General features: G+C 53.6%; 20 protein-coding genes and 3 tRNA genes. 11 read left to right on the forward strand and 12 right to left on the reverse strand.

Features of this window, described 5'->3' with window-relative positions:
* Positions 1-5: 5 nt before the first annotated feature.
* Genes COMA1_RS21775 through COMA1_RS04695 form a run of 3 tightly spaced genes read left to right on the forward strand, consistent with a single transcriptional unit; the run spans position 6 to position 2,853 of the window.
* Positions 6-1,643, forward strand: coding sequence for a response regulator (locus COMA1_RS21775; protein ID WP_176697856.1), 1,638 nt, complete (start codon positions 6-8; stop codon positions 1,641-1,643).
* Between the two features lie 44 nt (positions 1,644-1,687).
* Positions 1,688-2,539, forward strand: a complete 852-nt coding sequence (locus tag COMA1_RS04690; protein WP_141654218.1) for a phosphodiester glycosidase family protein — start codon at positions 1,688-1,690, stop codon at positions 2,537-2,539.
* On the forward strand, positions 2,536-2,853 hold the full coding sequence (locus tag COMA1_RS04695) for a hypothetical protein (protein ID WP_090744467.1): 318 nt from the start codon (positions 2,536-2,538) through the stop codon (positions 2,851-2,853). Before COMA1_RS04690 ends, COMA1_RS04695 begins: the two co-directional genes overlap by 4 nt.
* 29 nt (positions 2,854-2,882) lie before the next feature.
* On the opposite strand, the gene pyrE is transcribed toward COMA1_RS04695, so the two are convergent.
* Together pyrE and COMA1_RS04705 are read right to left on the reverse strand one after the other, a co-directional pair.
* A complete protein-coding gene (gene pyrE / locus COMA1_RS04700; RefSeq protein ID WP_090744470.1) occupies positions 2,883-3,461 on the reverse strand; it encodes an orotate phosphoribosyltransferase in 579 nt (192 codons plus the stop codon).
* Between the two features lie 165 nt (positions 3,462-3,626).
* Positions 3,627-4,154: an Lcl C-terminal domain-containing protein gene (locus COMA1_RS04705; protein WP_176697857.1), complete on the reverse strand. Its 528-nt coding sequence runs from the start codon at positions 4,152-4,154 to the stop codon at positions 3,627-3,629.
* Between the two features lie 527 nt (positions 4,155-4,681).
* Here COMA1_RS04705 and amoC point away from each other — a divergent pair.
* Both amoC and COMA1_RS04715 read left to right on the forward strand, forming a co-directional pair.
* A complete protein-coding gene (gene amoC, locus COMA1_RS04710; protein ID WP_090744476.1) occupies positions 4,682-5,500 on the forward strand; it encodes a bacterial ammonia monooxygenase, subunit AmoC in 819 nt (272 codons plus the stop codon).
* A gap of 194 nt (positions 5,501-5,694) precedes the next feature.
* Positions 5,695-6,078: a hypothetical protein gene (locus tag COMA1_RS04715; RefSeq protein ID WP_090744479.1), complete on the forward strand. Its 384-nt coding sequence runs from the start codon at positions 5,695-5,697 to the stop codon at positions 6,076-6,078.
* A 401-nt stretch (positions 6,079-6,479) separates the two neighbouring features.
* Here COMA1_RS04715 and COMA1_RS04720 read toward each other — a convergent pair whose 3' ends face one another.
* The 4 genes from COMA1_RS04720 to COMA1_RS04735 all read right to left on the reverse strand — a co-directional run bounded on the left by COMA1_RS04720 (position 6,480) and on the right by COMA1_RS04735 (position 11,661).
* Positions 6,480-6,803, reverse strand: coding sequence for an RNA recognition motif domain-containing protein (locus COMA1_RS04720; protein ID WP_090744483.1), 324 nt, complete (start codon positions 6,801-6,803; stop codon positions 6,480-6,482).
* A 796-nt stretch (positions 6,804-7,599) separates the two neighbouring features.
* Entirely contained in the window at positions 7,600-8,136 is a 537-nt protein-coding gene (locus COMA1_RS04725; RefSeq protein WP_141654219.1) for a hypothetical protein, read from the reverse strand.
* Positions 8,137-8,461: 325 nt separating this feature from the next.
* Positions 8,462-9,295 (reverse strand): FRG domain-containing protein, encoded by an 834-nt coding sequence (locus COMA1_RS04730; protein WP_176697858.1) that lies wholly within the window; start codon positions 9,293-9,295, stop codon positions 8,462-8,464.
* A gap of 830 nt (positions 9,296-10,125) precedes the next feature.
* Entirely contained in the window at positions 10,126-11,661 is a 1,536-nt protein-coding gene (locus COMA1_RS04735) for a hypothetical protein (RefSeq protein WP_090744491.1), read from the reverse strand.
* A gap of 373 nt (positions 11,662-12,034) precedes the next feature.
* Here COMA1_RS04735 and COMA1_RS04740 point away from each other — a divergent pair, with 373 nt between their 5' ends.
* Positions 12,035-12,934 carry a DUF4238 domain-containing protein gene (locus COMA1_RS04740; protein WP_090744494.1) on the forward strand — a complete coding sequence of 300 codons (900 nt, stop codon included), beginning with the start codon at positions 12,035-12,037 and terminating at the stop codon, positions 12,932-12,934.
* A gap of 470 nt (positions 12,935-13,404) precedes the next feature.
* Here the strand turns inward: COMA1_RS04740 and COMA1_RS04745 are convergent.
* From COMA1_RS04745 to rfbC, 3 genes are all read right to left on the reverse strand, one after another.
* Positions 13,405-14,531 (reverse strand): IS3 family transposase gene (locus COMA1_RS04745; protein ID WP_090744497.1). Its coding sequence is split into 2 segments (ribosomal slippage): positions 13,405-14,276 and positions 14,276-14,531, totalling 1,128 coding nucleotides; the frame shifts between segments, so codons are not numbered across the junction.
* 175 nt (positions 14,532-14,706) lie between these two features.
* A tRNA-Glu gene (locus COMA1_RS04750) sits at positions 14,707-14,784 on the reverse strand.
* Positions 14,785-14,936: 152 nt separating this feature from the next.
* Positions 14,937-15,497 carry a dTDP-4-dehydrorhamnose 3,5-epimerase gene (rfbC, locus tag COMA1_RS04755; protein WP_090744501.1) on the reverse strand — a complete coding sequence of 187 codons (561 nt, stop codon included), beginning with the start codon at positions 15,495-15,497 and terminating at the stop codon, positions 14,937-14,939.
* A gap of 527 nt (positions 15,498-16,024) precedes the next feature.
* Between rfbC and COMA1_RS04765 the strand changes: the two genes are divergently transcribed.
* Positions 16,025-16,300, forward strand: coding sequence for a ubiquitin family protein (locus COMA1_RS04765; protein ID WP_090744507.1), 276 nt, complete (start codon positions 16,025-16,027; stop codon positions 16,298-16,300).
* Between the two features lie 136 nt (positions 16,301-16,436).
* Here COMA1_RS04765 and COMA1_RS04770 read toward each other — a convergent pair whose 3' ends face one another.
* On the reverse strand, positions 16,437-16,724 hold the full coding sequence (locus COMA1_RS04770; RefSeq protein ID WP_090744510.1) for an HU family DNA-binding protein: 288 nt from the start codon (positions 16,722-16,724) through the stop codon (positions 16,437-16,439).
* A gap of 291 nt (positions 16,725-17,015) precedes the next feature.
* On the opposite strand from COMA1_RS04770, the gene COMA1_RS04775 reads away from it, so the two are divergent.
* From COMA1_RS04775 to COMA1_RS04790, 4 genes are all read left to right on the forward strand, one after another.
* A complete protein-coding gene (locus COMA1_RS04775) occupies positions 17,016-17,576 on the forward strand; it encodes a hypothetical protein (protein WP_141654221.1) in 561 nt (186 codons plus the stop codon).
* 1 nt (position 17,577) lies between these two features.
* A complete protein-coding gene (locus COMA1_RS04780; protein ID WP_090744515.1) occupies positions 17,578-18,213 on the forward strand; it encodes a YkgJ family cysteine cluster protein in 636 nt (211 codons plus the stop codon).
* Between the two features lie 47 nt (positions 18,214-18,260).
* Positions 18,261-18,337: transfer RNA gene (locus COMA1_RS04785), tRNA-Arg, on the forward strand.
* Between the two features lie 41 nt (positions 18,338-18,378).
* Positions 18,379-18,454, forward strand: a tRNA-Lys gene (locus COMA1_RS04790).
* Between the two features lie 152 nt (positions 18,455-18,606).
* On the opposite strand, the gene COMA1_RS04795 is transcribed toward COMA1_RS04790, so the two are convergent.
* Entirely contained in the window at positions 18,607-20,088 is a 1,482-nt protein-coding gene (locus COMA1_RS04795) for an alkaline phosphatase family protein (protein ID WP_090744518.1), read from the reverse strand.
* A complete protein-coding gene (locus COMA1_RS04800) occupies positions 20,085-20,786 on the reverse strand; it encodes a hypothetical protein (RefSeq protein WP_090744521.1) in 702 nt (233 codons plus the stop codon). Before COMA1_RS04800 ends, COMA1_RS04795 begins: the two co-directional genes overlap by 4 nt.
* Positions 20,787-21,343: the final 557 nt, after the last annotated feature.

Genomic DNA, 21,343 nt, shown 5'->3' on the forward strand with positions numbered 1-21,343 from the left:
CTTCCATGAAGACTCCGCTACGAATAGTCCATCTTGAACCAAGCGGCGAGGACGGTGAACGTATCGGCACCATATTGGCGAATGGTGGGATTGCCTGTGTGATCCACCGTGTGGAGACTCAACAGTCATTTACGACAGGTATTACTGATGATCGGACGGATCTTATTCTGGCGGAATTCCACACACCTGGATGTGGTGGAGACACTGCCTTTACCGTGGCACAAAAAATGGCTTCTCACGTCCCGTTCATCTTTGTGTCGACATCCATCAACGAATCCCTGATCACTGAACTATTGAATCGTGGGGTCACCGATATCATCTCCAAGGATGCATTGGGCCGTTTGATTCCGGCCGTGCGGCGGATCGTGAAAGAGCAACAAGAGCGAGAAGCACGAAGAGAAGCGGAGGAATCCCTGCGTGAGCATCAATTGCAATTGCGCCACATCCAAAAGTTGGAAGCCGTCGGTCGACTCGCTGGAGGACTGGCCCACGATTTTAACAACTTACTGACTGTGATTCTTGGGCATAGCCAGGTGGTGCTCAACGAAATCGATGTAGCTCATCCATTGAGAACTCAAATACAAGAGATGCACAACGCCGGTGAGCGGGCGAGGGTCCTCATTCGCCAATTGCTCATGTTCAGTCGGAAACGACCCTCAGAGGCAAGAGTCATTAGCCTCAATACCCTCCTTGATGATTTTGAATCCATGCTTCGTCGAGTGATCGGTGAGGATATCCAATTAACCGTGAATTTGAGTCAGGATGATCTTCGTATCAAGATGGATCCCGCATTAGTCGAGCAGATCGTGATGAATCTTGTCGTGAACGCGAGGGATGCCATGCCGAATGGAGGTAGGCTGACGCTTGAGTTACAGTTGATGCACCTTGACCAAGCTCCACGGTATCACGTGATGGACTTGTCTCCCGGCGAGTATGTAAAACTGTCCGTGTCCGATACGGGTTGTGGGATGTCGCCCGAGGTGCAAACGCACATGTTCCAACCGTTCTTTACGACGAAGGATGAGGAGAAGGGAACAGGACTGGGACTCTCAACCGTCTTTGACATCGTGACTCAGGGTGGTGGTGGCTTGGACGTGACCACGATGATTGGTGAAGGGACACGCGTTGATGTGTACTTTCCCCGTAGCGTGGGAGCGATCGGCCCGGCAACCGGAGAGCCTTCAGCGGAGACGTCGCTGGGAGGGCATGAAACGGTTCTGTTGGTAGAGGATGATGAAGCCGTGCGACTCCTGATTCGGGATGAACTGCGTAAGCTGGGATATCGAATTGTTGAGGCAAGAAATGGGATCGAGGCGTGTCTGGTTGCCACGCCGTATGTTGGGAAGCTTCAACTCTTGCTGACCGATATTGTGATGCCGGGCATGAGCGGGACGGAGCTTGCTCGCCATCTTCGTGTCATCAAACCGGAATTGAAAATTCTTTTTATTTCAGGATATGAGGACGACGTCGGAGTCGGGGCCGGCGATACGGCGATTGCCTATCTGCAGAAACCGTTCACTACTGAAACGTTGGCTGGGACGGTTCGGCACCTTCTCGACCAGACATCCAGGGGACAGGTACGCCAAGGTCCAGCGCCGGGGGACCTGGCACAACCCCAGGCGTCAGTCCATCATGATGCATAGGTGGTATACCCGCTTCTGGTCATGGTCATTGATGTGGTGGTCCCATGAACAGCAGGTGTCAGTGGCGATCTAGTCTCGTGCGATACGTCGGATTCGCTGTTTCAGCTGTCATGCTGCTGCCTGGGTTGTGTCTTGGCCAGCATATTTCCTGGGAGCGGCTTTCCGAAGGTCTCATGGTTTCCGTCTGGAAACCGATTCAGTCCTGCCCGACATTACCCACCATGCTGGTAGTAGACCTAGACCCGGAGCGCACGAGGTTCTCGGTTCATCATTATGCTCAGGAGGGATTCGCGCAGCCACCCAAGATCGGGGAGTGGCAACAGCGAACAGGCCATCACCTCGTGTTTAATGCGGGACTATTTCGCGACAATTTCAGCTATCTTGGCCTTCTCTATCAAGGTGGCCGTTCAGTCGGAAGTCGCCGCCATAATTCATGGCAAGGGCTGTTCGTGGCAGAACCGACTGTTCCTGGCCTGAAGAAAGCACGGGTATTCGATTTGGCTTCAGACCGGTTCGATGAAGGTCAGCCTGTCTATGCAGAAGCGGCCCAAGCTCTCATGTTGCTTGACCAATTTGGTAAGATCCGTGTCCGTGATTCAGGAAAGCATGCCTACCAAACGATTGTGGCCGAGACCGAGAAGGGACATATTTTAATCTTTAAGAGTCTCGGTGTCGTTCCTCTCTACGATATTGGCCGCTGCTTCAAGGAGACGCTTCCCACCGTGCGTCGGGCCATGGCGATGGATGGAGGGTCTTCTTCTGATCTGCGTATCGTAGAATCACTGTGGGCGAAGGATCTGCATAGTCAGGAAGGAGATTCATGGAAGAGTCTGTTCAGCGGCAGTACGAATTTTCATATCCCGCTGCCTACCGTGATAGGGGTAAGTCCCAGATGATCAACTCCTGGTTATTCGCCATTGCCATAACGGGTGCTTTCCTACTGGGGGGGTGTGCCGATGGAGCAAAGATTGTGCAGGAACATGACCTAGGCGGGGTTGTCATCTATCCGTTCAAGGAAGGGCAGGGGCCCATGCTCTCGGCGTTCCGAAAGGAGGGGCTGGACCTCATGAACGAGAAGTGCAAAGGTAGGTCGTACTCGATTGTGCGTGAGGGGGAAGCAAAAGGACGAACCCGAGTGGTGAGCCCGCTTGACGGAGCCCAAGAATTGGTCGAAGAGCGTCGCTGGGGGATTCAGTTTGAGTGCAAATGAACGGCCGACAGTCGCCTGTTCGGCTGGGTCTACGAGGATTTCTTCGTCACATGTATCAGATCCTGAATGGTTAAGAGACTTCTCAACTGAACCCGTTCCTTCTCGACACGCGCTTTCCCATCCTGTTCTTGCCGATCGACAATCACCAACGCATGATCCACCTGAAGTCCGGCCTCCCGTGCAGCCCCTACCGCTTTCAGTAGCGATCCGCCACTGGTGAGGACATCGTCTACGATTAATACTCGGTCACCGGGGTGAGTGCTGCCCTCGATCAACTTTCCTAACCCATGATCTTTGGCTTGTTTGCGGACGACGAACGTCCGCCAAATTTTTGGTGGGGAGGCGGCACAGGCGAAGTCAGAAATGGTCACGGCGATTGGGATCGCTCCGATCTCAAGGCCACCTAAACAGTCAAACTCGACTTGTACGAGAGCGTCATAGGCCAGTTGGGCAACCAGCCGACGAGCCTCCGGATGCGCCATGAGCGCGCGACAATCAACGTAGAATGGGCTGATTTCTCCTGACGCCAACTTGAACCCATTGGTGCGATCCCACTTAAAGGATCCGGTGTCGTGGAACGCTTTGGCCAGTTGTTCTCGAAGAGTCACGAGGAGGCCTCCCCATTAAAAAATGTGATCGGCGGTGGGCATTGTACACTGACTGGCTCACCGCATATAGACCTTTTCATGCAGTGCATGGGATGGGGAGCACAGGTATGGTTGGTTGATCACAGTCGTCGCGATGAGCTTTACACCGTTCCTGTCCATTCCTGATTAAGAGACAGGGGGTGCGAGTGGATTGCGAACGCACCAGACGGGGTAGGTATAGATCTGCAGAAAGCTGAGCACGTTCCCGAGGAAGGCATCAACGTATTTGGCGTAAGATGGCTGGTTCGCTTCGGAAACGACCGTCCAATACGATGTCGGCTGGATATTCAGGAACGGATGCCCTGGTGGGATATTGGGGATCGGAGAGTCCACTGCAGGTCCCACCAAACTGCGCATTTCTGCTGGTGCCGGCAGCCGCCATCCTTTTTGTCCTCCGGTAGTTCTCTTTGCACAGGTGACACGGGCCTCATTCCACGTGACGCTCGTGGCTTGTGGTGAGATCTCCCATATGAGACTGGTATCCTTGTCCAGCACAGCTTCATCATGGAAGTCCGGCAAGATCAGGAACCGCTCTGCTGATGGATGTGCTTCCTGCCAGTTCTTAATGATATCTGCAATAAGCGCCTCCTTTTGGCCGGTTGGCCCGGCAAGGAACTGAAATCCAGCAATGCCAAGTCCAAGGGCGAGAATCACCAGTAAGAATCTTGCGGCAGACTTTGGTAGCGTCGTATTCGTCTGAGGAGAGAGAGGATGTCCCAAGGCCATGGAGCATATGTTACGGCATGGCGTTGTGCCGGATCAACGATGACGATTTGTGCTGCGATCCTAGCTGATTACGTTGAAATATAGCGAGGACTCACAGGATCTCTGATCGTCAATGTATACATGACGAATCTTCACCTCTGATTGTCTGCGAATAATGAAAATCTGAATAGCAAATCAAGGAAGTGTTGATCGCGGGGATGGGTTACTGTTGGCAGGGCCTGAGGTGGTCTGCATCACAGGTGGAAAGTCGGTGCGTCGTGTAACAATGCGATATTATGGAAGAAAGTCGACCATTATGATCGGGTGATAGTATTGAAATGGTGTATTCCATGTGTGTAAAATCAGTACCAATAGAAGGAGAGTGTGGGGGAACGGTGCTACGACGTGTAAGAAGAAGTGGTGCCGGTTCATAATGTTCGGGTGAGAATTTCTTTCTGCGCAAGGAGGGACATATCATGGCAGCATCAAGTGAGCGAGGGTATGACGTCTCGCAGTGGTACGATTCAAAGCCGGTGAAGATCGGCTGGTTTGCGATGTTGGCGATCGGGGTGTTTTGGGTTCTGTACCAGCGGACCTTCGGGTATTCGCATGGGCTGGATTCGATGACCCCGGAGTTTGAGTCGGTGTGGATGGGGCTGTGGCGGTTTAACATTTTGGCCAACGCCATCTTCTTTGCCGTCTCGATCGGGTGGATCTGGGTGACGCGGGATCGGAACCTGGCGAACCTAGACCCGAAGCTGGAGTTGAAGCGGTACTTTTACTGGATGGGCTGGTTGGTGTGCTACATCTGGGGCGTGTACTACGCAGGCAGCTACACGTTGGAACAGGATGCGGCGTGGCATCAAGTGATCATCCGGGACACGAGCTTTACGGCGAGCCACATCGTGGCGTTCTACGGGACGTTCCCGCTGTACATTACGTGCGGCGTGTCGAGCTACCTGTATGCGCAGACGCGGTTGCCGCTGTATAGCCAAGCGACGTCGTTCCCGTTGGTGGCGGCGGTGGTAGGGCCGATGTTCATTCTGCCGAACGTGGGGCTCAACGAGTGGGGGCATGCGTTCTGGTTTGTGGATGAGCTGTTTGCGGCGCCGTTGCACTGGGGCTTTGTGACGTTGGGCTGGTGCGGGTTGTTCGGCGCGGCCGGTGGCGTGGCGGCGCAGATCGTGAGCCGGATGTCGAATCTGGCGGACGTGATCTGGAACAACGCCCCGAAGAGCATCTTGGATCCGTTCCCGGCTCAGGTGCAGAGCGCCAGCGCCAAGAGCGTGTACTAAGCGAGAAGGATTCAGTCGGATCGAGCGGCCCGGCACTCCTCAAGGGGTGCCGGGCCGTGTCGTTTGTTGGCACGAAGAATCTACCGGATGACATCATATGTCTCTGTTAAAAAAATCAGCATGGCAACAGTAGGTGAAGATTAGACGGGTGGTTGTGGGCCGCCAAATCGACATGGTGAGAGAGGAGAGGGGCGATGTCTACCGAACAAATGTGTCCGAGCTGTAGTGCCGAGAAGGTTCAACGGGTGGGGGATATCTTTAGGAATGCTGCTTCAGAAAAAGCCATCAGTGATCTCCCAAAGTCGTTTCACCCGCCAAGAGCACCCTGGGCCTATCTTCAGGGCTTTCTGCTAGGGATCCCGGCAAACGCTGCCGTTATGCTCAGCATGGGGCCTCCTCAAGGATCAGAGTCGCAGATGGCCGTCGCGGAACTTGCCTCATCACTTGCTTTTCTTGGAGTCTGGGTCGGCTATGGAAGATTGAAGACGAAGAACTATGGTAAGAAACTGGAAGAATGGAAAGAGACGACGGCCGCAAAATTTCTGTGTCTCAAATGCAGCCACTCGTTTGAAAGTTAGTCTTCCTGCAGTAGCTTGCGCCATGCTGGTGTTCTGGTAGGTACGTCCTGCGCGCTTGTTTATTCATACTCTGGATCTTGAGCCTGTGGCACATCCGACCAGTTCCCAACGATGGGCTGTGGACGAATACCGTGAGGTAGCATAGACCCTGATCTGGTTATCCTGTGACGAAGTGGATGCGAAGTCGAGGTAGCATGCAGGCTGGAGTGTGGTAAACCGCTTACCACCGCCTACTACCCAGAGCCCAATCGGAATGTGAGCGGGTCAATGTTATTGCAGGCTCATCTGATCGTCCAATTTTTGAGAGAACTTCCGGCCCTCGCCGCGTAATGCCACCAAAGAGCAGCATCGGAACGGTCTGGGCCGGAGATTCTTTTGGCGTGTCGATCAGGACGAACTACTTACCAGCGATCGCGCTTTCCACCACGGCCACCGCCGCCGCCACCACCGAAACCACCACCACCGCCGCCAGAACGTTCCATTGGTTTCGCTTCATTGACCGTTAACGTGCGGCCACCCATCTCTGACCCATGGAGTGCCGTGATTGCCGCGGCTGCCTCAGCATCCGAAGACATCTCCACGAAGCCAAATCCACGCGACTGTCCCGTGAACTTATCCGAGATGATCTTTGCCGAGGCCACCGTGCCATGGGCCCCGAATGTGTCAGACAATTGCTGCTCGGTCACCGAATACGGCAACCCACCGACGTAAAGCTTTGAACCCATCTTGGGCTCCTCCTGTGATGATGATATTGTCCATGACGCGAGAGGGTATCGTAAAAGGAAGGCGCGACCCAAGGATGGTCCGGTGTAACGGGGCTCAGGCTCGACGTCCAATCACAGTCTCGGCAGGCACAACATCGATAATAGGCCGTCTTACGCTTGTTTCATGCGAGGCCTGACGCGATGAAACAAGTCTAGTGTATCAAGATACGACGGCAATAGATAGCGTTCCTTATGGCGCGGGATTTCAGTGACTCCTCGGAGGTGAACAGCAGTCAAGAAGGCCTCCGGTCAGGCCTGATCATAGGGGATGAGCGACGGCTTTCTAGGAAAAATTAAGCCTTCCAGGCTACGCCGGTGAGCAAGCTAAAGGGAGAGAAGGTCTACCGCTTTGAAGGCGAAGCTGCAGTGAATTGATTTTTCAATAGGTTAGCGTGCATTGAAAGGTGTGGTGTCCCCAAACCGGACATACACCTTTCAATGTCACGTTGGGGGTATCCCGTCATCGCTCTTTCGGGGGAAATTCCGGCCCGAGAATCGTCGCAGGTTACCAGCGATCGTGCCTTCCACCATGTGACTGTCCCGTGAACTTGTCGGAGATGATCTTTGCAAAGGCTACCGTGTCATGGGCCCCGATGTCTCGGTCTTTCCTGCGCAGCCGATACACACCACAAGCTTTAACATGAAGGGCCAAACAACGGCGCCGCCAAAATCAGCCGTATGGACAAGGCTCCGACGACTACACTACGGTAATAATGAGAGTGGCAAAGGCAAAGGCGTCAGGACCATGTGGTGCGTATCAATGAACTCCGATTGTTCCTCCCGCATAGTTGCAGTTTGGGCGGATATCAGTAAATTCTGCACCAGTTGCCTGACCGTTCTGGTTCGGCTCAACTGCAAGGCGAATGTCAAAGGGCGTATCAGTGCATTCAGTTACTAGGATAGTTTGCCACTTCTTTTCATTAAAGCATGTCTCATAATTCTCGTTACATGTTCTACATGTCTTAGGGATGCTAAACCATTTCCCGTACTGGCCGTTTTGAGGTTTAATCGATGCTCGGACAATGCAGTCCGATGTCATGTTAAGTAGGTTAAGCTTCCACGGGTTATCCTTTGCTGCTTGAGACTCTTGAATTGATTCGACTTCTGTAACGTCCATTGGTGTAAGAGACTTGAGATCATCGATTCCCGATGTAAAACCTGTGGATGCGGCTTTAGAGCCAACGGAGTTTGTGCCAGCCATTTCCATCGAATTACAGCCGACAAAAGTAGTTGTACAAAGCATCATTACAGCCATTGGCCAAGATGTGACACGCCTAAAAATCATTTTTAACACCTCCATTAGTTGAGCAAGAACATCTACTTATTAACAGGCCAATCTAGCTGCTTGTTGAAGATGTGTCCAGTCCTCTTCAGACTAAGGACATTCATGCCGTATTAAGTAGACCTTGATGGCCTAATCTTCATCCGTTTCTGTAGCTAGGGAGTGAAGGAGGCGAACCTACGGCCCGCTGATTAAGAGTCCCGCCCCTATTCAATCTCAGAACACTCAGGATACCCAAAACACCGAATCTCCATCGGTCAGCGAGGATGAGACATGAAAGGATGTCATCCTAGTTGCCTGGCTCAGTGCGTTTGGCACCAGCTTGGCACCAAGCTTCTCACGTTGAGTGGAACATTTCCCATCCATCTTTTGCTTGGTCGAAGATTACAGTCCTCTGTCTTTGCCGATTTCTTGGTAGGCCGAACGTTTCCATGAGGCTTTCCTCGCTCCCAAACAACGAGGATGCTGTCACATTCATACGTTGCAAACTTATCAAAACTTTCTCTCGCTCAGTCGTGGGAAGAATGTATTTTATCATTACGTCTTGCGGGCCCCCGCCGGTGACAATCCCGATCTGATGGCTTTCATAGAAATCACCCTCCTGGTCAGCGACTTTGCAGATTGTATATTCGCACTGTTGAGCATAGTGGCGCTTGTGGCTGATTACATAGGGGCCCAACCCATGAATGCTAGGAATGTCTGATGCCCAACCTTTGGCTTCGCCTATATATTCAGTAAACGCGTAGATGGCAACCTTTTCTTTCTCTGGGCTCCCGTTTGGTCTGAAGGCAAAGTATGCGGCGACGTAAGGTGAGCGGGTCCAATCAAGCAACGGTGATGGAAACCCATGATGCCGCAGATAAATCATGAATTCGTACCCGGATGGAACAGAATCTTCAGGATCGAAGCTTTGAGGGAGGTCCCACTCTTTTCCGGTGAGTGAAATGACTGCTGGTCTTACAGCACGAATGGCGGCGAAGTATTCTTCTCTTCCAAATCTTCGTTTCGCGAAGCGATCTAACGTCGTTTCTAGCTCCCAGGTTGCATCCGATTGTCCTCTAAAAATTGGCGTGGAAACGTGCAACGGCTTTTGGGTCTTCCTGAATTCCTCTATCCGACTGAATAGGCTTGTGATCCTAGCTTCAAACTTTTCCCAACTATCGAGTTCCATCTCCATCACATTGCACCCCCTTGGGTTTGGAATAAACCTGAGGAGATGGGACGATCATAGCGGCAGGGCCTCAATGCCTGCAATGGTTGGCCCGTTGATTGCCTATCATAGGAATGGTCATTGCATACTTCATGGGGCGTGGCTCCAAAGGCCTGTAATGTCACCTGTATACATCCCCCCAAGCCTCAGCATACGATGGTCCCGCGTCCTGCTTGTGACGTGGAGACCCGAGCGAAGGGCTGATCCCTCCGTGTCGGCGACCGGAACCTCACCGGACGCGGGGTTGTCCTTTTTCCATACGGATCTGTGGGGGAGAGGGGCATGGACCGACCAACAAAACCACTGTGCACCAGCTCACACCACACATGCCCCCGCGCTGCGCCCACGGTGCGGGCTCGCGACTGGCGACACACAACAAAGGAGCCACGCGATGAGTGACCGCTACCTCGACGAAGACGAAAGCTTTTCGGCTACAGTGATGATGAGGTGAGAGGTAGAGACGCGTTATTGCTTCAAGGAGAAGCCGCTGTGGGTAAACCTCTCAATTGCTTAGGTGCATTGAAAGGTATTGGTGTCCCCAATCGGAATGTCAGCCTTTCAATGTCGCCATTGGCCCACTTCGTGGTCCCATTTTCTGGGACAGTCACGACGGCGGCATGAACATTGGCGCAGCCCCTTTCAAATCCCAGGATCCAACTGTACAGAATGAGACTATCCAATACTAAAGCGACCAGGTTTAAGACTGCCGATCGCAGGATGCTACCAAGGATGAATTTACCGGGATAGACTGGCAGCAAGGCGGTTTGCCAATGGTTGCTCTCGAAGTCACACTAAAATGAGCGAGTCATTCGTTCATAATTGAAACTTCCAACTATCATCAGAATGAGCCCCATGCAAAATAGCGGTATAACATATAGTAGCGTCCCATAGAAGTAGTAGAAGGGCAGAATAATCAAATGCCATCCCAGCATAAGGGTTCCCGTTCCATGTAGAAAGAGACCCCAGTAGCGCATATGATAATAGCCAAAAATTCCCGCGAGTGACAAAAGTACGAATAGCCACTGATTCAGAGGCTTGAGGAAATATGTAGCTGATCCAAATGGTTGTGAAATCATTAAACCCGCATAGCCGGAGACAAGGAGTAGATTGCACAAAGATAAGATCGTTATGGAGCGAGGCCTTTGAACCTGTAATAACGAGTTGCTATCAGTGGAACTATTTGGCAGCTGATCTCGAGAATAAACTATATCAGTTGTTTCTTGCTGGCGAGTATTCAGGTTCTGGAGTATCTGCAAGACACTCCTTCGAAAGAAAATCCTAAAGCGAAAACTTACCTGTTGAACGGCTGCAACCTTACCAGACACATCAAAGGTAAACAGCGCCCCCTTCTTTTTGTATTCAGGGAGAGTTATCCCTTCCTTGCTGAGTTCTGTTGTTGCTTCCTGCCATAGGTTGACCCAGTACTGTGTCCTTGTTTTCTCCGGCGGCATGACATAAATACACTTACGAAACATGCCGTTGGATTTCAACCAACTGATTTCCCACAACGTCCCTGCGCGACTAGAAGGTAGTATCAATATGACTGAAGCTGTTCTTGCGAGTAATATAAACTTATTGTGCCAATCTTCCTCCGCAACATACACTCTGCCAGCACCTACATTTTCTCCTGGTTTACCCAGTGCAACCATGGGACCTATGTTCTTGAGCGCGCTAGCAAAATAATCCTCTAGCTCGTATGTGTTAATCCTAAGGCTGAATGGGCTAGCGAACAATGACGGTGCTTGTAACTGTCCGGTGCTACTAAACGGTCTGAGAAAGAGAACAAATGACGTTTTGGTGGTCAAAGATGAGTCCTGAATATTTGCCAGCACTTCGGCAGCCAATCGGTCTCTTGCTGTTTGTTCGACTAGCAAGAAAAGTGTAACCGGAACGATCGCCATCAATCCTATCGGCCTAGCAATGTTCTGAGCATCTATTTGCAGAATCATAGCGTCAAAGTCGCCTCTGAATTTGAGCACATCGAAAAACCTAAGAATTCTTGAAGGCAACGTTGATTTTCCTCCATACTCACCACTGAAGGGCCCATAATAATCGTCAAAAATTCCGTATACTCCACCCAAATTAGAGCTGTTAGCCAATAGCCAATAACTTATCAGAGATGTGCTACATCCAATATAAGCTAGGAACAATAGTGACCGCTGACGTGGAGTATCAAAGAGCACAGGGAGTCTTTCTCGTACGAAGGCCAATCTTGGTGAACGCAGCAAGAAGTTCTGTTGCGCCCTAATAGCCCAAGAACCGAACCAAAAGAGGACAGGGAGAACCAGAAGCCAAAAAATGACAAATTCCTGCAAATCACTAAGCATTTGTAGGGGTCCCAAGATGGCTAAACGAGCTGCGATGTTATATCAGAACTACCATTCTGAATAACGAGTAACGCAACATAATGTTAAAGAACTACATGTAAATCAAGAGAGGGAGTTCCGGTCTGCGAAGACGGCGGTGAGAGCAGGCTCCAGCGAGGCAGCACGAGCCCTCCCCGTATTGAGTGAGGATCTCGCCCAGTTAGGCCTCCGGTCAGGCCTTACCATGTGAAGGGCTCGCTCCATCCAGGGGCGGGCCCTTGTATTTTGCGAGATTTCGCGTACCTTTCTTATTTGGTATCATACAAAATGTTGATGGCCTGCGCATTTTGTTTGATTGGACTTGCTCTCAACGTAGCCTGCAACAGGATAATGAATGACTAATAACCCTCGCGCCCATCATGTGGTTCCCGAGTCATACCTAGAACGGTTTACCGATTCCTCAGGGTTTCTCCATGTGTATGATCGAACTGGTGATAAAAAATATAAGACACGACCAGATAACGTCATGCATCAACGCGACTATTACCGACAAGAATGGGCGCCAAAAGGCGTCGATCCGAACATATTCGAGAAGAAATTAGGAGAGTGGCTTGAGAATTCGGCCAAGAACACTATCGATCAGGTTATTGGTAACTCGCCGAATCTAACCGAACAGCAGGGTAGTGAGTTCCTTCTCTATCTAGAACTCCAACGAATTAAGGTTCCTAGGCAAAGCGTAATGGCGACGACCCTTATGCTTGACACGATCATGAAGTTGGCTCCTTCTGATCTGACGGATGCTGTCCGAACGGGCAAAATCCAACTCACGATAAATAAATCCGCTCACTTTCACTACATGCGGATGATGCTGAAACAACTTATTCCCTGGTTCGCCGCTATGGAATGGGAAATCGTTACAGCTGATGAAGAATCATCGTTTATAACGACTGATAGCCCAGTGTCTCTTTTTAATGTAGCGTGCCGTCCTCCTGCAGAACCAGGTATGGCATTGGCTGGAACAAAGGTTCTGTTTCCACTGACCTCGAAGCACCTTCTTATTCTACAACATCCTCGCCATCTTCGATCTAGGCCCCCATTGGAGGTCTTGCCTCATCCGGGGGAAATGGAAGACCATCTGCATCGAATAGATCGTGGCAGAGTATGGAACAAAAAGGCTGTCACGAGTCACAATCACGCAATGTTCCGGCTCGCGGATCGATTGATTGTGGGTAGTAGCTTGGAACAGCTCGATGAATGTATCTTTCTATTATCCCAACCTATAGCCACTACGTAATTGAGTAAGTCCGGGTTGGATAGGGATTCCCTACCGTAGTGCCCTCTTCATTGGATGGTATGGTGCAGAGCGATCTTGCACTTGTGTACATCCCCTCTCGCCCCACCGTACGATAGCTCCCACGTCCTGCTTGTGACGTGAGACCCAAGACGCGGGGGTCGCTCCCTTGTGGCTGCGACCGGCACCTCACCGGTCGCGGGGTCTTCTCTTCCCCACGAGGACCTGTAGAGGACAGGGGCTATGCCGATCACCACACCCACTGTGCACCAGTTCACACGACACCGCCCCCGCGCTGCGCTCATGACCAGGGCCCGCGACTGGCGACACACAACAAAGGAGCCACGCGATGAGTGACCGCTACCTCGACGAAAACAAAAGCTTTTCGGCTACAGTGATGATGAGGTGAGAGGTGGCTCCGGTTGGTTGGACAGTTTTTACCAGTTCATAAGTGGCGCCTGGCGGATTGCTGACTACGCGGCAGTCCGTCGTGTGGTCAGATTGTCATAATAGACCTGGTCGGGCGTCTGGCCATCAAGCGCCTGATGCGGTCGGGTCTGGTTGTAGAACAGCAGATAGCGCTCCAGCCCCTGATAGGCAGTGCTGACCGTGTCATACGCGTGCAAATAGACCTCCTCATATTTCAGGCTTCTCCACAACCGTTCCACGAAGACGTTATCCCGCCAGCAGCCTTTGCCGTCCATGCTGATCTGAATGCCGTGGTCTTTCAAGAGTCCCGTGAACTCCTGGCTGGTGAACTGGCACCCTTGATCCGTGTTGAAGATCTCGGGGCAGCCATGCTGCGTGATCGCCTCTCGCACGGCGTCGAGACAGAAGTCCGTGGTCAACGTATTGGAGAGCCGCCAAGCCAACACTCGGCGACTGGCCCAGTCCAAGATAGCGAAGAGATACACGAAGCCGCGTCGCATCGGAATATAGGTGATATCGGCCGCCCAGACATGATTGGGACGACAGATCGTGAGATCACGGAGGAGATACGGGTAGATGGTGTGGGCCGGATGCCGCCGACTCAGATGCGGTTTCCGATACAGCGCCTCAATCCCCATCCTGCGCATGAGGGTGACCACCTGGCGTCGCCCAATGGCATGGCCCTCCTGCTGTAACAGATCGCGCAGCATCCGAGCCCCGGCAAAGGGATAGTTCAGATGCAGCTCGTCAATCCGCCGCATCAACGCCAGCGTCGTCTCGGAGGTCGGCGTCAGCTGGTAATAGGCGGTCGAGCGGGCCAGCTGCAGGAGTTGGCATTGCCGCACAACCGGCAAGGGATGCGTGCGATCGATCATCGCTTTGCGCTCAGCAAGCCGGCCTTGGTGAGCGCGCCTTCTAAAAAATCATTCTCCAAGGTCAGTTGCCCGATCTTCGCGTGCAGGGTCTTGAGATCCGGAGCCTCCGCTGATGGTTTCGTCCCACCAAATACGTCCGAGGCTCGCGCCAGCAACTGCTGTTTCCATTCTGTGATCTGGGTGGGGTGGACGCTGAATTGCTCGGCCAATTCGGCCAGGGTCTTATCCCCTTTGACCGCGGCCAACGCCACCTGTGCTTTAAAGGTGGCTCCGTGATTCCGTCTCGTGCGTTTCATTGCCTCGCTCCTTTGTGTCGCCACCTTCCGGTGGCGTTGGTGAAGCCAGGCTCCCACTTATCACACTGTCCGAATTTCCGAAGCCCTCTCTGTGAGAGGTAGAGACGCGTTATTGCTTCAAGGAGAAGCCGCTGTGGGTAAACCTCTCAATTGCTTAGGGTGCATTGAAAGGTATTGGTGTCCCCAACGGGATTTGAACCCGTGTTACTGCCTTGAAAGGGCAATGTCCTAGGCCAGGCTAGACGATGGGGACATGACAGCAAAGGCCAGGACGAAATGGATACCATATTCAGAGCGGTGCTGTCACTAGGGGAGGTAGCCCGCAGGTTGAGGCGGGCTTGTTTGCGAGAGTTGATCTCTCCCCTCGGTGGCTTGCGGTTGAGTATGCGGGTGCTAGTGTCTCCTTCACGCCAAAGGAGCATAGAGCGGCAGGTTTCCCTCGATGGCAGCAAGGGGACGGTGGGCTTGGTCCTTTTGTGAGAGGATCGGTTGAGTCACCGGCCAGGGAATTCCTAGGGTCGGATCATTCCAGAGGACCCCTCGATCATCTGTAGGGGAATAATAGGCTGTACACTTGTAGAGGAAACAGGCGGTGTCGCTGGTGACACAAAAGCCATGAGCGCAGCCAGGGGGAATGTAGAGTTGCTGCACGGTTGACCCAGACAAAACTATTCCATACCACTTGCCGAAGGTCGGCGAGCCTTTTCGGATATCGAGCACAACATCGTACACCGTCCCTTCCAGGGCCATCACGAGTTTTCCCTGAGCGTTCGGGTGTTGGAAGTGGAGGCCTCGTACCGTATTTCGAATGGAACGGGAGTAGTTATCCTGGACAAAGTGTTCCGTAATGCCCGCTTCACGGTATCGCTGTTCGTGATAGGTTTCCGCAAAGGAACCACGATGATCTCCCAGGACGGAGGGTTCCAGTACGAGCACACCGGGAATGTTGATACGGGTCACCTGCATCGTGTCGCTTATTCCGGATCAGGCTTTCCCCCAGGCCGGAGACCTGGTGAAGGATCGACGCTTCCTGGCGTATCGGGATACAATCGCTCCAAGCGGTCTATCAACGGTAATGCCTCAGGTGTGCTATTCATCCTAGGGGCACTGACGGGATGGTCCCAAACCAGGGTGGAGATATTGGCTTCTTGGAGTAGAGATCGGATGGTAGAGGCACAGGCTTCAAGTGTGAGTTCAGTTCCACCCCGGAGATCAAGAACACGCTCTTGAGGGTTAGTTGGGGGTGGCTCCGTATGAAGGAGTCTCCAGCAACGATCAAAAATTGTGTGGCGGAGCTCTTTGGATACGTTGATGGTCGTCAGATCTGCAGTGCAAAGTGCCGACACGAATAAGACAAACTGGAGCTCAGGCATGCTTGGATGCTGAACATCAAGAGACGGCATCCGCTCATTATCCGTATGGATGTCGAGCGAGTCAACTGTTGGGCGCTTTAGCCTGCCTTGTCGACACAGAGTAGGAGGGAGTAAGAGGAAATGGTAACGATAGCTCTGACTGGACAACTCCAAACCATGGATGGGGAGTGTGATCTCGCCTGCGAAATCGATCAGGCGCTTTCCGTCCGGCAACTGATCCAGCGGCAGGGTGTTCAGTTACGCCATCTGCTGCAGCTGTTACGCGAGAAAAAAGTGCTGGTCACCATCAACAAGCGAATCGCGAGCGAAGATTCGCTTGTTCACGATGGGGATGCGATTCGCCTCATCGGCCATGATGGGATGGGTGGAAGTGGGCTTGGCCCCACGCACGTGTAGGCTGAGCGGAGTGAAAATGATGAGGGGATCGAAACTAATAATGCTTCGATCCCCTCATAAACGGAGGCTCTATGCAGCGGAGGGTCAACCCGGTGGCTGATCAAGCACTGCAGTAACGCCAGGACAGGAGCTCGTGTTATTTCTTGCCGAGAATCGCGTCCTTGGCAGCCTTCGCCACCCGGAATTTCACCACTCGCTTTGCGGGGATCTTGATCTCCGCGCCGGTTTGAGGGTTACGTCCGATCCGTGCCTTGCGATTGGCCAGCTTGAGTTTGCCGATTCCGGGTACGGTGAAGACATTCTTGGCTTCACGATAGGCCAAGGCCGCCAGATCATCAAGAATCTGGACCGCCCCTTTCTTGGTGATGCCGGCTTTCCCGGCGATGTAATCAGCAATCTGGGACTTCGTCATTGATTTTGCCATTCGTAAACCTCCTTGAGGGTAAGGAATGAAAAAAATATGGTTCGTGTGACGCGACTCGCACTGAAACATTCCGCCCGAGAATTAGGAGCGCCCGAACGTCCGCTCGTGCTCGCCTTGTGAAAGTCGGCGAGAGTGTAGCCAAGAGTCGAAAGCGTGTCAACGAGAAAAACGCGCGTCTGGCGCGAAGAAATGCGTCCGAGGCCCTTGCGGATCCTGCAAATGGAAGGGTACAGTAGGGCTGGATGGACTTTCGAGTCAGCGTAAACGGCTCTTGACCGTGGATCGGGTGAGATGGGTAAAGACCTTCCTATAATATCCGTAGGTACAGAAGGCTCGTCTTCGGAGCAGACTGAGAACTTTCTCTATTCCCGAGTCTTTTGTCAAAAGGAAAACTCACCTCCGCTCGGCCTGTTACTGGAGTTTCTCAGGTCTCGGGGGCAAAGTCCGATTCTCCCGAGCACGCTCGAGGAGGGAATGCTTCAGGAGTGGGCCTGGGTTCAAGTGGCGTTGGGCTATCACAAGGATCGGAAACCAATCCAGGTCTTTTGTGTGCGCGATCGCGGAAGTTATCGGGATGTCTATGATCAGGAGAAACAGCAATTCCTGGATGTCCTCACGGCCTACGCTGATGTCGAAGCGCAATTGGCTTTGGAGTATGTGAATCGCTGCCGATTTATTTTGACGACGCGCATGGTTGAGCACGATGTGACGGACGAAGGCTATGATTTCAATGGCTGGATTCTCGAGTTCTACCAAGAACAGTGCAATGGGATCGTGCAGATCGATCGGCAGGGGTTCTTTTCTCCGAAGGGAGAATTAATCGTCGACCTGTCGAGTCCAGCCGAGAGTTGATGTGGCGCAGGCGCAGAACCGCCGATCCTTCCCGCTGTTCGAACAAACGTCACGATGGTTTGAGCACGCACACGCGGCCCTCCTCGGCGAATTACCATGTCGCCTGGGCTGCTCCCATTGCTGTGTGGGGATCTTTCCCATCACGCTTCTCGATGAGCAGATCATCCGGCTTGGGTTGAACGAGCTTCCCGACCATCACCGGGAACGAATCGTCAAGACGGCGGCAGCCCAGGTCATGAAACTTACGGAGAGCGTGCCGCAGCTGCTCACGAATCGGTTTGTCGATCACTGGCCGGAGCAGGAAAGTGAACAGGTGATTGAGCAGGGGGCAGCATGGCCTTGCCCTGCGTTGGAGAGTGATGGAAGGTGTGCGATCTATCTGTTTCGACCGCTCGTCTGTCGATCCATGGGGATTCCTTCTGAGGACGAGGGCCTTGTTGATGGTGCTTGTGCGGTGCAAACGGCGGTCCCATTGATCCGGCTCTCAACAGTCCTCCGAGAGGAGGAAGACCGCTTAGCCGGGCTGGAAGCGGAACAACTCGAGGTCTTCCGTCACCAACAAGGAGTCGAAGGAGAAGAGATACTCCTCCCGTTTGCGTTTATACCGGAAGTAGCAGCGCAGGTGGACTCGGCCTAGACAGCATATTTCTAGCTATGCTAAGGTGGACACCCTTGGTTACGGGAGCGCCTGTAGCTCAGCTGGATAGAGCATCAGCCTCCGGAGCTGAGGGCCACAGGTTCAAATCCTGTCAGGCGCACCAAACCGCCGCTTGTGGTCGCAGTGACAATTCAATACCCGGTGGGGCCGTTAGCTCAGTTGGTAGAGCAGCTGACTCTTAATCAGCGGGCCGTAGGTTCGACCCCTACACGGCCCACCAAACTTCTCGTCCGCGTATCGGTGGTTGTTCAAGAATAGCCACGGAAAAGACTCCCAGTCCATTAGCTGTTTTGCACAGTCCAGTCTCTCTTTTGTCCTGTGGACTCGGCGGGGCACTGGTGTGTTCCCGTCGTGCGTGCGTGGCAAGAGGGTTCAGCGACTGGGCTTGCGCCGAGGGGTTCGCCGGGGTTGAACGGTTCGGCGTGCCTTCTTCGAGGCTTTTTTGCGCGGTAACTTTTTCGATGCGGGTGCTGGCGGTGGTACTTCCGTTGTGCTCATGATCCGACGGCTGGGCATCTGCGATTCAATATATCCCTTCAGTTCCGGGAACTTAGTAAATGCTTCTACCTTATGCCTGGCGGCCAAATCCGTGGCCGCGCGCTCGAACGCGTGCCGGAGTGGGCTTGGTGCAATCGGCGGGGTCACGGCCTTACCACGCACGGTGGACCGAGGGCCCGCGAGACGACGCGGCTTCGAATTCTTTGCTGAGAGAGATAGCACGGCGGACACACTGTCGATGTGTTGCGTCCTGCGACCCGCCACCTCGGGTGAGTACATCTCCCCGGGCTTGCCGAAGCGCTCCGCGATCAGCTGTAGAATGGAGGTATTGTCCAAATTGACGTGGGAGACACCGGCCGGTGCAAACGGACCCACGACGAGCGTCGGCACGCGCGGGCCTGTCGTTTCAAACGCCACTCCGTTGGGGTTGCGGTATTTGACCGGCAACGGCGGCACGTGGTCGAAACATCCTCCGTGCTCATCGTACGTCACAATCAACACGGTCCGGGCCCAGCGTTCCCTATCGCTCGACAGGGTCTGATAGACCTCGGCTAAGAATCGTTCCCCCGGAGCCATCGCGAGTGGAGGGTGATTGTCACAGGGACCTCTGACGTGGATCGGGCTATCAGCGTAGTCTGGCTCGATGAACATGACCTGAGGCCAGTCCGTGTGGTCGGCTTCGGCAAGATCTTTGGAGAGGTCGCTCAGCGGCCTAAAATGAGACGTCAAAAGCAACGGCGCCACTTTCGGCATGAGCGTGAAGAATGGGAGACCCGCATAGTACACGCGCCAAGAGACGCCTCGGTCGAGTAACCACTCATAGACCGTCGTCTGGTTGGGTAGAATGCTGCCTGTATCTCGTATGTCCGAATAGCCGCACATGGACATCAATCGGTTCGGTGCCGTTGAGGTTGGGAGGCAGGCGAACCACCGATCACACACCGTATATTTCGCAGCCAACGCCGCCGTTGTAGGAAGACTCGAGGGGCGTAGGAGGCCCATTACGGGGGGCTGGTGAACGGACGTATGGAACGCGTTCTCAAATGCCATGACGAAGCCGTTCATCAAAAACGTTTTTTTAATGTCTGCGTACGCGAGCTGCGTGGCGATGGCGCTTGGATCATGGGGGAAATCGCTCGTCAATGGTCCGTCATCCGTCCAAAATGGAGCAATCCCCTGACCGTCGGAATTCGGGTTGAGAAACCGAAGGTCCTGCGGATCCGCGATCCCATCCACGTCCCGTCGATTGCCATACGTCGGGGAGGTGAGATACCCGAGCACGTGGTCGAAGGAGCGGTTCTCCATCATGACCACGACAATGGTCTCGACGTGTTGTTGTAATTCCTGTGGGGTCATGGGCGCCCCTCGGCCAGACACTGTGTATTCACGTTAATGACCAACACCGGTGGAATTGTTTCGCAGGTTTGTCCCTCGCCGACTGGCGCCGATAATGTCCAGTCACCAGCCAGTGGGGTATCCCGGAAGTCCCCCAGCACCGTTCCGGGTGTGAGGATGGCGGCGCGACCGGCATGCTGCACCGTATAGGTACGCCTATCGTTCGGGTGTGATAGCACGGTTGACACCTTCACCTGCGGGGAAAAGCGTTTGGCGTGGACGGTCGCCGTAACTCTCCCTTCCGTGCAGCTGGGTGTGGAGGTGGCATCGCCCAGACTCGCGGTCAAGACCTCACGCCGTGGTGCGCCGGCGGCTACCTCGATCTCTTGCACGCTCCTCGTCGGGTTGCCCAAGAATCGCGTCACATGGAGCTCGACATTTGTTGTGGCATTCGGAGTGATGACGGCGCGACCGTCGTCACTCACCGGACCATCGTGCAGGTGATCACTTGGGGGGCGGACGATGATCCGGGCCGACCCGACCACGCTCCACTCGATCTGCACAGGTTCTCCAGCACAGATGTGACGGGGGTCTGCCGTAAATTTCTGTACGTGCGGATGGCAGGCGGACGACGCGAGCACGAATACCAGGAGGCCGACGACCGGCAGAGTCACGACTCGTTGCTTGCGGTGTGCATTCCTTCGAGGTCTCCTCGTCATGTTCGCTCAGGCCTCTCCTCCCCGATGGCCTCACTTCCTAATAATCATGGCACTGAAACCCGACGATCAGATGCGTAGCGAAACCGGCTCGTCAAATCCGTCAGTCTTGATTGGTGCCGTACGGGGACTATTATAGAGTATCGTGAGAGTCCATTCCATCGGTCCATTCAGGTTGACGACAAGGGTATCCCTCGGAGGCCCTGCTATGGCGAAGCAGCATCTCCACCCATCTATCCCGCAGCGATCAGCGCCCAGTAGGAGAGGGCGCTGCACACCAGCCCCAAGACGGCGCCGCCTATCAATCCTCCATTGGTCAACCATTTAATGCGCTTGATTGATTCACCATGTTGGTGAAGGGCGGAGCAGTTGGAAAACGAAGCAGTTTCGTATCTTATGCGTGAACGCTAACTGCCGGTATTAGGCTAAATGGTTCGTGTCGGGCGGTCACTGCTTGCCGCCTGTCAAACCAGTGCGACCCTCGGGTTTCTGACGCTCATCAGGCCTTGAAGCGGTCTGCTGTTTTGGCCGCTACATCTTGGAGACAGGGTGCGCTCTTG

Origin of the sequence: Candidatus Nitrospira nitrosa (genome assembly GCF_001458735.1) — a bacterium.
Taxonomy (GTDB): Bacteria; Nitrospirota; Nitrospiria; order Nitrospirales; family Nitrospiraceae; genus Nitrospira_D; species Nitrospira_D nitrosa.